At 60.9% G+C, this 10,768-nt stretch carries 9 protein-coding genes; 5 read left to right on the top strand and 4 right to left on the bottom strand.

Annotation, left to right across the window (positions count from 1 at the left end):
* The first annotated feature begins 338 nt into the window (after positions 1 to 338).
* The 3 genes from AABA86_RS33425 (at position 339) to AABA86_RS33415 (ending at position 4,617) form a co-directional block, all read left to right on the top strand.
* A complete protein-coding gene (locus AABA86_RS33425; protein WP_246550124.1) occupies positions 339 to 2,042 on the top strand; it encodes a type I secretion system permease/ATPase in 1,704 nt (567 codons plus the stop codon).
* Positions 2,039 to 3,352, top strand: coding sequence for an HlyD family type I secretion periplasmic adaptor subunit (locus tag AABA86_RS33420; protein ID WP_338309769.1), 1,314 nt, complete (start codon positions 2,039 to 2,041; stop codon positions 3,350 to 3,352). Before AABA86_RS33425 ends, AABA86_RS33420 begins: the two co-directional genes overlap by 4 nt.
* A gap of 650 nt (positions 3,353 to 4,002) precedes the next feature.
* Complete coding sequence (locus tag AABA86_RS33415; RefSeq protein ID WP_338309768.1) at positions 4,003 to 4,617, top strand: transglutaminase-like cysteine peptidase; 615 nt, start codon at positions 4,003 to 4,005, stop codon at positions 4,615 to 4,617.
* Between the two features lie 48 nt (positions 4,618 to 4,665).
* Here the strand turns inward: AABA86_RS33415 and AABA86_RS33410 are convergent, their stop codons facing one another.
* From AABA86_RS33410 to AABA86_RS33400, 3 genes are all read right to left on the bottom strand, one after another.
* Positions 4,666 to 5,667: a methionyl-tRNA formyltransferase gene (locus AABA86_RS33410; RefSeq protein ID WP_338309767.1), complete on the bottom strand. Its 1,002-nt coding sequence runs from the start codon at positions 5,665 to 5,667 to the stop codon at positions 4,666 to 4,668.
* Positions 5,664 to 6,632 carry a hypothetical protein gene (locus tag AABA86_RS33405; RefSeq protein ID WP_212246869.1) on the bottom strand — a complete coding sequence of 323 codons (969 nt, stop codon included), beginning with the start codon at positions 6,630 to 6,632 and terminating at the stop codon, positions 5,664 to 5,666. The genes AABA86_RS33410 and AABA86_RS33405 overlap by 4 nt, the downstream gene beginning before the upstream one ends.
* A gap of 139 nt (positions 6,633 to 6,771) precedes the next feature.
* Positions 6,772 to 7,611: a 2OG-Fe(II) oxygenase gene (locus AABA86_RS33400; protein WP_338309766.1), complete on the bottom strand. Its 840-nt coding sequence runs from the start codon at positions 7,609 to 7,611 to the stop codon at positions 6,772 to 6,774.
* A gap of 273 nt (positions 7,612 to 7,884) precedes the next feature.
* Here AABA86_RS33400 and AABA86_RS33395 point away from each other — a divergent pair, with 273 nt between their 5' ends.
* Positions 7,885 to 8,106, top strand: coding sequence for a hypothetical protein (locus AABA86_RS33395; protein ID WP_212246867.1), 222 nt, complete (start codon positions 7,885 to 7,887; stop codon positions 8,104 to 8,106).
* Positions 8,107 to 8,145: 39 nt separating this feature from the next.
* Here the strand turns inward: AABA86_RS33395 and AABA86_RS33390 are convergent, their stop codons facing one another.
* Positions 8,146 to 8,490, bottom strand: coding sequence for an H-NS histone family protein (locus tag AABA86_RS33390; protein ID WP_338309765.1), 345 nt, complete (start codon positions 8,488 to 8,490; stop codon positions 8,146 to 8,148).
* Positions 8,491 to 9,447: 957 nt separating this feature from the next.
* Here AABA86_RS33390 and AABA86_RS33385 point away from each other — a divergent pair.
* A complete protein-coding gene (locus AABA86_RS33385) occupies positions 9,448 to 10,128 on the top strand; it encodes a response regulator transcription factor (protein ID WP_212246863.1) in 681 nt (226 codons plus the stop codon).
* The last annotated feature ends 640 nt before the right edge of the window (positions 10,129 to 10,768 follow it).

Genomic DNA, 10,768 nt, shown 5'->3' with positions numbered 1-10,768 from the left:
CCACTTCGCGTAAGGGACGGATCAGCCGCACAAGCTGGTATTCAACAGCCGCCTCGGGGGATCGCTTGGGGATCCCCCGACAAAGGCATCATTAAAGGGCAGGTGTCATGACTGACGTTGGACAGCGGGGGGTGATCCCCCCGCCTGCGAATCTTTATCGAATCCCACTTATGCATTTGTCAGGACTATGGTCGTCCGGGCGCCGGCTGGTGGACGAGGCCGAAGCGCCGACATCGCGGCTCGTCGGCTGGGCCAGGCGCGTGGTTGAAGCCCTTCGGCAGCGGATATTCGTCGGCCGCTTCCGGTCGGCGGAGGACTATGAGGAGCCGCACTCAGAGATGTCGGCATTTCTGCGGTCTTGCGGCCGGATATTCTGGGCGCTCGCGGCCTTCAGCGGGATGAGCAATCTCCTCATGCTCACCGGCTCCTTCTTCATGCTGCAAGTCTATGATCGGGTGCTGCCCGGGCGCAGCATACCGACGCTGATCGCCTTGATGGTCCTGGCCGCGGTCCTCTACCTGTTTCAGGGTGGGCTCGACTTCGTCAGAAGCAGGATCAGCGCGCGGGTCGGCCGGTATTTCGATGAAAGGCTCGGCGTTCGCATATTCGACGCGCTTGTGCGCCTGCCTTTGAAGACCAGGGCTGATGGCGACGGCCTGCAGCCGGTGCGGGATCTGGATCAGGTCCGCAGCTTTCTATCGAGCGGCGGGCCGACGGCGCTCTTCGATTTGCCGTGGATGCCGATCTATCTCGGCGTTTGTTTCCTCTTTCACTTCTGGATTGGCGTCACTGCGCTGGCCGGCGCCTTGGTGTTGATCGGCATTACCATGCTCACAGAAACCCAGACGCGGGGGCCGGCGAAGGCGTCCTCCCGCCTCGCAGTCTCGCGAACGGCACTCGCGCTCGAGGGCCGACGAAATGCCGAGGTTCTGCAGGCCATGGGCATGCGGCAGCAGGCGGCGTTGCGGTGGCGCGATGTCAACGCGAAGTACCTCGCGGCTCATGAGCGGGCCAGCGATGTAGCAAACAGCCTCGGAGGCGCCTCCAAGATCTTCCGGGCAATCCTGCAGTCGCTGGTTCTTGCCGTCGGCGCAGTCCTTGTCATCAACCAGGAATCGACGGCCGGCATCATCATCGCCGGATCGATCCTCAGCGCGCGGGCGTTGGCGCCCGTCGAACTGGCCATTGCGAACTGGAAAGGGTTCGTCGCTGCGCGGCAGTCGGGACAACGGCTTGATGCTTTGCTGAAGCTTCTCCCCGGCGAGGAAGAACGGCTGGCATTGCCTCCTCCTGTCGAAGCTCTCACCGTCGAGCATCTCTCTATCGGCGCTCCGAACTCCGAGAGGCCCACCGTCAATGAAGTGTCGTTCCAATTGCGGCGCGGGCAGGCGGTTGGAATCATTGGGCCCAGCGGATCCGGCAAATCGACGCTGGCACGTGCGCTGGTCGGGGTATGGCCGAGCATTCGAGGCCGGATACGGCTGGACAACGCCGCACTCGATCACTGGTCTTCTGACGCCCTCGGGAAGCATATCGGGTACCTGCCTCAGGACGTGGAATTGTTCGACGGCAGCGTTGCGATGAACATTGCGCGGTTCGATCCGCAGGCGACCGCCGCCGCTGTTCTGGAGGCCGCGCATGCCGCGGGCGCGCACGATCTCATCCTTTCGTTTCCGGACGGCTACGGCACGAAGATCGGCGAGGGGGGATTGGCACTGTCGGCGGGGCAGCGGCAGCGCATCGGGCTCGCACGCGCCTTCTACGGCAAACCGTTCCTGGTGGTGCTCGATGAGCCCTCCTCCAATCTCGACGCCGAGGGCGAGGAGGCGCTGACCGAGGCGATCCTGAACGTGCGCCGTCGCGGCGGGATCGTCGTCGTGGTCGCCCATCGTCCGAAGGCGCTTGAGGGCGTCGATCATGTCTTGTGCCTCGGGGAAGGCAGGGTTCAGTCCTTCGGCAAGAGAGAGGAGGTCCTCAAAAAGGTCTTGCGAAATCCCGTGCCGCTCAAGGTGGTCGCGGAAGCTCAAGGAGGCAACCGATGAACGGCCAAGTGGCGCCGGCGATGCAATCCATCCAGCGATATATGATCGTCGGCATGATCATGTTCGGTCTGGTGATATTTGGGATCGGCGGTTGGGCGACAACGAGCCAATTGTCGGGCGCGGTGATCGCCCAGGGCGTGGTCGTGGTGGATTCGAGCGTTAAGAAGGTTCAGCACGCCACGGGTGGGATCGTGGGTGAATTGCGCGTGCGCCAGGGCGATCGGGTCAATGCAGGCGACGTTTTGATCCGCCTCGACGAGACTCAGACTCTCGCCAATGCGACGATCGTCACGAACAGCATCGATGAGCTGCTCGCGCGCCAGTCTCGTCTTGAGGCCGAGCGCGATGGTGCCGAGCAGGTCGTATTTCCCAAGGTGCTGCTCGACCGAGCCAAGGAGAACAACTCCGAGGCGAGCCGTGCAATCGCTGCGGAGCGGAAGCTGTTCGACCTTCGGCGTCAGGCAAGGAGCGGCCAAAAAGCGCAGTTGCAGGAGAAAAGCGCGCAGCTGGAGAACGAGATCAAGGGCTACACGGGGCAGACCGAGGCCAAGCAGAAGGAAGTCGAATTCATCCGCCAGGAGCTGGAGGGCGTACGCAGCCTCTGGCAGAAGAATCTGGTGCCGATCACGCGGCTCAATTCGCTCGAGCGCGACTCCGCACGCATCGAGGGCGAGCGCAGCCAGTTGGCGGGCATGATTGCGCAATCGAAAGGCAAGATCTCCGAAATCGGCCTTCAGATCATTCAGATCGACCAGGACCTGCGGACGGAAGTCGGCAAGGACCTGATCGAAACGCGCTCAAAACTCGCCGAACTGGGCGAGCGCAGGAGTGCAGCGGTCGATCAATTGCATCGGATCGATATCAGGGCGCCACAATCCGGCCGCGTCCACGAGCTTAGCGTCCACACGGTCGGCGGCGTCATCTCACCCGGCGAGCAAATCATGCTGATCGTGCCTGACGCGGACTCGCTTGCGGTCGAGGTCAAGATCGCACCGCGCGACATCGACCAGGTCTATGTGGGGCAGACTGCGACAATGCGTTTCGCAGCGTTCAATCAAAAGACCACCCCGGAGATCGACGGAGAGGTCAGCATGGTCTCGGCAGATATCACGCAGGATCAGCGCGCCGGCACGAGTTACTATACGAGCCGTATCCTGCTGAAGCCGGAAGAGCTGGCGAAGCTCGGCTCGGCCAAGCTGCTGCCAGGAATGCCGGTCGAGGTCTTCATCAAGACGGCTGGTCGGACCGCGCTGTCCTATCTGCTCAAGCCGCTGCACGATCAGGCGGAACGTGCATTCAAGGAGCGCTGAGTCTCGGTGCAAGCCGTGGGCAGCGCTTGGTGAAACGCACGCGGGCTGACGCCCTACACCTGGGCGTCAGCGTCGCTGCGCCCATCCCCGCAATAGATCGCGCGCTCGCCGACCGATCGGCCGCGGCGGGTGCCTGTCGCGCCGCGCCGAGATCACGGGGTGTTCAAGCGATCGCCCGCTCAGCACGTCCATCCGCCTGGCGTGCAGGGCCATCGCGACGACGACGCCGAGTATTGATGCTTCAGCTCCCACAATGACGAGCAACTCAATTGGCATATGAAATCAGTCCTGCCTGCGAGGCTGCTTTTCGCGATTTGAGCACGGCGACCAATTAAATCAATAGAATAATATGCGGAAGGTCCGGCCGTCTCGCTCTGGGGCGGCCACGCCTGTTGCCTGTGATTGCGCTTCGTGCGGCCTGGGTGAAAAGGGCCTGTCTGATTGGGGTTTCTCGATCCATCTCGCTCCAGGCTTGCAAGCGTCGCCGGCGTCGATCGCGTCCGCCGCTATTTAAATGCAATAATTAGATTGTATTTAATCTTGCAAATTAAATTGCAATATATAATCTAAATAATGGAGCCGCGATCTGCGCGTTCGGCGTCGTCGTGCCTCGGCCCGCGTCAATTTGGCATTCGCAGGAGGATCGGCAGATGCAACGAACCTCAGGCTCGATCATCGCCGCAGCCATCGTAATGATCATCGGGGGCGTTCAATGGGTGGGTGCGGCATTTCTGGATGTGCCAAGGGTGCCCCAAACGGACCCTACGCACATCGAGCTGGGGCGTCCGGCTCTTCCGCCCCTCACATTCACCGTGTTTTGCCTGCGCTATGAGGCCGAATGCCGCCCGCGGCGCTTCTTCCGCGGCGGGCCGATCCGGTTGACTGAGAAGCGATGGGTGGAGCTGCGGGAGATCAATCGCGCGGTCAATCTGGCGATAGAGCCCGCCCGCAACGAGCTCGGCCTTGCGGGCGAGGCGTGGATCATTAACCCCGCACGTGGCGATTGCAACGATTACGCGGTGAGCAAGCGCCACGAGCTGCTTCGGCGCGGTTGGCCGGCGCGCGCCCTGCTATTGAGCGAAGTCGTCGTCGGTTCCGGTGAACATCATCTGGTGCTCCTCATGCGCACCACGAGCGGCGATCTCGTCCTCGACAATCTCACGCCGCAGGTCAAGCCCTGGTCGCGCACGCCGTATCGCTGGATTCGCGTGCAAAGCCCGGGGCGCGACGGGCTCTGGGTCACGATTGGACGGGAAGGGGTGTGAGGCACTGGCGCGAAAGCCCTGAGCCTTCCCTTGCCAGAGCGGTTGCGGTTACTCGTGAGCGCATTTGAGTCGCTCGAGCGAAGCGAGCCTGTCTTCAAGCGCGACGATCCGGCGAAAAAGATCGAGGCGCGACAGCCCCAGGGTCGCGCGCGTCGATCCGATGACAGAAGCGGCAGCACATGGTTGCTCGGAGTTGGCAGGAAGGACGCTGAACATGCGCAGGACGCCGTCGCCGGTCAGCACGTCCACCCAGCCCTCGGAAGGTGACCGCCCTACGATCCGGCCTGGGACGCGGCCAATATAGCAGGGAGCGTCGAGCCGCGGCGACGCGCTGGTGATGATGAGCCGCTGTCCGTCAAGATGGGTGAAGGCACCGGGAAATGGCGGTGTTAGGCCGCGGATCAGCCGATCGATGGTGTCAGTAGGCTGGCGCCAGTCGATCTCTCCATCTTCCGGAACACGGGCGCAGCCATACGAGGCATCGTCGGTATCTTGAGAAGTGCCCTGGTAGCCGGTGATCGCTCGTACGACTACCCCGCCGAGCTCACGTTCCTGAATCGCGTTGAGGCGCTCGTAGAGCGAGGTGACCGTATCATTCGCGCCGATCGGAATGGCCTGCTGGAACAGCAGATTGCCGCCATCGAGCTCCGGGATGACGAGATGAATGCTGATCCCGGCGGTCGTCTCGCCGTTGATGATTGCCCAATTGACGTTGGCGCGGCCGCGATAATGCGGCAGAAGCGAATAGTGCACGTTGACGAAGCGACACAATGCAAGAATCTGCGGCGGGATGATCCGATCGAACGAAGAGATCACAACGGCCGCCGGGCGCAGCTCTGCGATCGCTTTCTGAAGCTGGTTCAAGTCCTGCATCGTCGCGACCGGGATGCCGCGGTTGTTGGCAAATGCCCTCAACGCGCTCGCGTCGGGCTGGTCCGGTCTCCGGAAGATCTGAACCACGCGGCAGTGCGCGGCCAACGAGCGAAGCGCTGCGAAGCCCGTCGGTCCGTCCGCGAGGAGTACGACATCGGGCTGCAGCTGCTCCGTCATGTCACCTCCGGCCAGGGTACGAGCTGGGCGAAACCATCCTCTGTGACGGCACCGCCTCGACGGACCCACTCGGCCGCGCGCAAGCCGCCGGTCTGTAATCGTACGATCGGCTCGGGGCCGATCTCGGACAGCAGAATGCCCATATGGCCCTGTCCGACCGATTGTGGGGGCCAGACCGCAAGACCATTGGTGGCCAGCACGGTTCGATCGATGTCGCCCCAGAACTGCACCACAACGGCGCCGTCGGGCGCGCATGCGGCCAGATGCGCAGCCTCCGCTCGGCCGATGCGCGGCGCGACCGTTGGCTGCAAGGCGACAACGAAGGCCTCCCATGCGTCAGGATGGACTGCCGCAACGCTGTCGAACGTCTCGACGTTCGCCCCCAGGCTTGCGAGCCCGGTGCGCAGCGGGGCAAGGAAGTCATTGTCGCAGAGCAGGGCGATTTTGTTGCCGAGGACCGCCAGCCCGCAATCGTGCAACTGCTTCACGACGAGAGGGCCAAGGAACGAGAAGACGTCGATGGCGGGGTGTCGCTCGTTGACGCCGACCACCGGAATCTTGCGCCGTGCGCACGCTTCGATATCCAGGTCCTCGCGACGAAACTCCCAGGCCTCGAACATCAAGGCGATCACGGCGTCGCTGCGCAGCTGGTCGATCAGCGCAGCTGTGAGAGGACGGAGGTGGCCACTGTTGGTCACGATGTCGACGCTGTGAAGCACCTCGGGGCTGATCTTTTCCAGAATCTCGATGCGATCAGCGACGTCGAGGGTGGCCGCGATCTCGAAAGTCTCCCGTTTGGCATCTGTCACAGTCCCATGGCGGCCAGGTTTCGTGAACGCGTAGACCTGCTTGGCTCCGGCCATTGCAGCCAGGACGGGGGTGACGGCGTACGCGCCGGTCGCGGCTTCGGTCAGCACGGTCATTCCCGACATGTCCAGTCCCGTTTCAGCGAGGGCGCGCTTCATCAGCGTTCGCAGCCGCACAGGCGAGAAGCCTAGCCTGCGAGATGCTCTGGTATCCGCATCGTCAGATCGCAATTGCGCGACTGAGGTTCCACTCGCGGTCATTGATGGGTCCCGCTGTTGCCCCTGGAAGACGCCGGCTTCATCGTGTTCTCGACCCGTGCGCCCTGGATATCCAATCGCGCGCCGCCCGGAGGCGGTTGTAGAGCGGATCGGGTAGGAGCGCGCGCAAGTGATCCTGCCAGCTCATTCGCTCGATCCATGGATCCTCGCCCGGTCGCGCTGCCCAATACTGCACGCGGCGTTCGCCCGATGCGACGACGCGACGCGTCGTCGTGTAGTAATAGGATGCGACGGAAAGGCGCATTCGACCAGGGGGACAGGAGACCGGATCCGGAAGGCCGTGGAGAGTGGCACCGTGCGTCTCCCAGAGGATCATGGTGTTGAACCGCGGGAAGATGCGGCATCCGAGCGCTGACATGTCCGCAGGCCACAATTCGAGGCTGCCGCCGTAAGCTTCGGGCCAATCCCGATTGAGATAGATGAGTAGATTGACCCGGTGAAACAGCCCGGTCGTCGGGTGAACCTCGAAATCGCGGTGAATCTTCGTGAAGCCTCCTGGGGGCGTTCGATGAACTCCCGCAAATTTGTGCGTCGGATCGGAATGAAGATCGCGAACGCCGGTGACTGCCGAAATGAATTCTTGGAAGCGCGCACTGTCCACCAGGCTCAGCAGATGCTGAGTGGCCGGCCCCAATCCGTCCGACACCTCCTGCTTCACCAGGCGATCGGTGGTCGTGGTAATCAGGCGGGCTTCTGGGAGGGCGGCGCATTCGGCCGCGACCATGTCCAACAGCTTCTCGGGAAAGGCATCGTTGAGGACAACGTGCGGCCAGGGTCTTGCGGCTGCGTATTCGGCGCGCAGGGAGCTGGCTCGGGCAAAGAGGCCGCTCAACGAGTGAAGCTGGAAATCAACATGCAATTCCGCAGACTCCGGCTGCAGTGCTTGGAGCCAGGCCCCAAGTCCGCCAGAAAATTAAATGATATTATTAATTGGCTTGGTATTAAATGTCAAAATAAAGCGACGAGGTTGCGCTCGAACTGGCGCACGAGAGATTTCAGGGTACCCGCCAGCCGACGCAAATCGTGATCGTCAGTCGCGAAATTCGAATCGCTCGATTAACTTATTTAATTTGAGAGGGCGATGATTTCGGTCTACCTTCAAGGTCGGGCTGGATTGTAGCAGGACGAGCCGATGACCAAACTCGATGCGGAAGGCGATGATCGTCGCGAGTTCTTGAAGACCTGTGGAAAATTCGCCGCTGTTACCCCTCCGACAATGACGCTGTTGCTCTCCACCTCTCTGACCTCGGCCGCGATAGCCAGTTCAGGCGGCCGTATTGTGCGTGGCAACAATGGCTTCGGCAATGGCGGCGGTGACGGTACTCCCAACAGAAAAGAGGACGACGATCGGTAAATTCTGCGGTCCAATGGGCCGCCGCGGTGCGATTGGGGCTCAGCCGGTCCGGCGGCGTCTTTGTGCGGACGAGCGGTCGATCAGGAGATCGTTCAGCTTCTTTCCGGCGCGCAGCTGCGCCTTCAGCCAGCGGGGCTGTTTGCCGCGGCCGGACCAGGTTTCGGACGGGTCCTTCGGGTTCTGGTATTTCGGCAGCACCGGGGGGTAGGGGCGGCGCGGACGTTCCCCGTTCGAGGACGAAACGGCGGTCCCCTCAATCTTGCGCAGCCGCTCTTCGAGCTTGGCCTTTTCCGCGGTCATCCTGCGACTGAGAACGGTCGTGACCTCATCGTAAAGCCCCCACAGCTCGGCTGTGGTCAAGTCGACCCAGTCACTTTTCCCCATGGAAGCCGTCCCCAGCTACTTCCGAACCGAAACAGGAGGGGGCATTATCAGGTCATGGCAGGGTTGGGCAAGCGCGATCCGGGCGCGCGGCGGCGCTTGTGTGCAGCGCAGTACTCAGTGCTAGCGGTTAAGACTGTATCTCCGACCGGGCGGTCGCTTCCTGAGCGCCCTCCGTCCGTGGGCCCGTCGCTTGGGCGCGAGCAATCGCTCCTCTGCTTTCAACACGCGATTACGTAAGTTCTGCAATTCTGTGAATTGAACGATGAGGGCCTTATGTGTTTGACGCAATACTGCCGAAGAATACATGTGACCACCTACTCATTGCCGACGACAAATCCGTGCCAATAATTGAAAAAATGCTAAATTGACGAAATTCGGCCTCAAGCGCGGTACTGGGATTTCCGTCGGTGCTACACGGGCTACGATCAACCGCAGCCTTGTTCTGTCCTTGATTACCAGCCGTTGCTTTGATGAATAGTAATACTTTCTCTCCTCCCTTCCCGGAGCTAGGCTTCACGAACGGCCTCGCTTCAGTGAAACTTCGTCGAATGTTAGATTTGAATCGTGAATGTCCCTATATATCGTTGGTAATATCCGACTCTAACTAAGTTAATTAGATGTTGACTATCATAGCACACCCGCCCGATCAGGGCGCCGATAGCATTCTTGGCGTGAATTTTCAGATCTAAGCCATCAAAAATTGTAGATGGAATGCCATTATCTTCGCAGAATTCGCGGTTTCGGATTTTGCATTGAGTACCGCATTCTTACGGTGCTGCACGCATTCTCTGGGCGAGTTACGATAGCGTGGCCATCGAGCGTTGTCGCAAGGTGCTGTCTCAGACCTAAGACCTGCGACGTTATTGCCGGAGCTGGCCGGTTATAACTCGCGCGTCTCAGAAGGAGGGTGGGATTAAACGGCTGCAAGGGGGGTTGTTAGCAACAGGCAGGGGAAGCATGCGCCGTATCAGAATTGTCATCGCTGATCGACACCCGATCGTCTTGCAAGGGATTAGGAGCGTTCTTGCGGCGCAGCGTGATTTTGTGGTCGTTGCTTCTTGCGGCGATGGCGCAAGTTGTATCGAGGCAATTCGATTTCTTGCGCCGGACGTCGCGCTTGTCGATGCTGCACTGCCCGACTTCAGTCGGCAGCAGATCCTCGCTCGTGCGAACGCTGTCGGCCCACGTGCTCCGGTAATCTTCTTCACCGGTATTAAGGGCGACAGTGAGTTAAAAAGGCTGGCCTTGGACGGCGCCTGCATCGTCCTCTCGAAGGATTCGGACGTGGAGATGCTGGTCGCAACCCTGCGGAAAGCTGCCCAGGGCCAAGCCGCGGCCTCGGGGCACGTCAGCGAGGACTCTCTCGGCGGTGTGAAGCCCCTGACACAACTAACTGACCGGGAGCGGCAGATCATGCGGCTCGTATCGGAGGGGCTATCGAACAAGGAGATTGGGCGTCGGTTGAACCTTGCCGACGGTACGATCAAGGTCCACCTTCACCATATCTTCCAGAAGCTGGAAATCAGCAATCGTACGGTTCTCGCGGCATTGGCGATCTCGCGAAGCGAGCTGCATGCAGCGCCAGGTGAGCCGGATTCCCTTGATCTGTTGCGTCAGGATCCAGCCAACGCGAGCTGACGGGATACGTCTGGCGCGCTTTCGGGGGTGTGCGCGAGGGCGGCCTATCGCGGTGCCAGATGCTCAATCATGTTGAGGCAGGCCCCTTCGGCCTCGGCCAACGTTCGAAAGGGCGAGCCGCCAATCTTGATTGCGGCTTGGTTGTTGTGGAGCGGACGCCAACTCGCCAGGTAGCCGGAGCGTCCGTGAAAGCCCGGACCTCCCGGGCTTCCGAAACTGATCACGAACGAGAAGCCGTGGCTGCTCGCACTCCAGATCTCCATGTCCCGGACGGATCGATAGAATTGCAGTGGCATCGCAATGATCCATTGTAGTCGAGCCCGCGCCCGTTGGTTAAATCCAGGTTAACTAAATTAAATGCCCGCGCGCAACCAAAATCTGGCCGTCGGGCAAGGTGCGCCGGGAAAGTCGGGAGAAACACGGCGAATTGCCGACTTTCAGTTCGGGGGCGTGCACGTTCAGCAACCTCTCACCAGGCAAAGAAAATTCTTGGTTGAAAATCTATTTAATTTATAATACTGTAAAATGTCATTTTAAATCTAGGAGGAGCATCGTGACCCGGGACGGCAACGAGGACGACGACCGGCGGGCGTTTTTGAAGACCTGCGGAAGATTTGCTGCTGTGACGCCCCCTGTCATG

The organism is Bradyrhizobium sp. TM233 (assembly GCF_036247965.1).
In the GTDB taxonomy this organism is placed as follows: domain Bacteria; phylum Pseudomonadota; class Alphaproteobacteria; order Rhizobiales; family Xanthobacteraceae; genus Bradyrhizobium; species Bradyrhizobium ottawaense.
The sequence above is the reverse complement of the archived record's forward strand: the minus strand, read 5'-3'. Positions and strand labels throughout refer to the sequence as shown.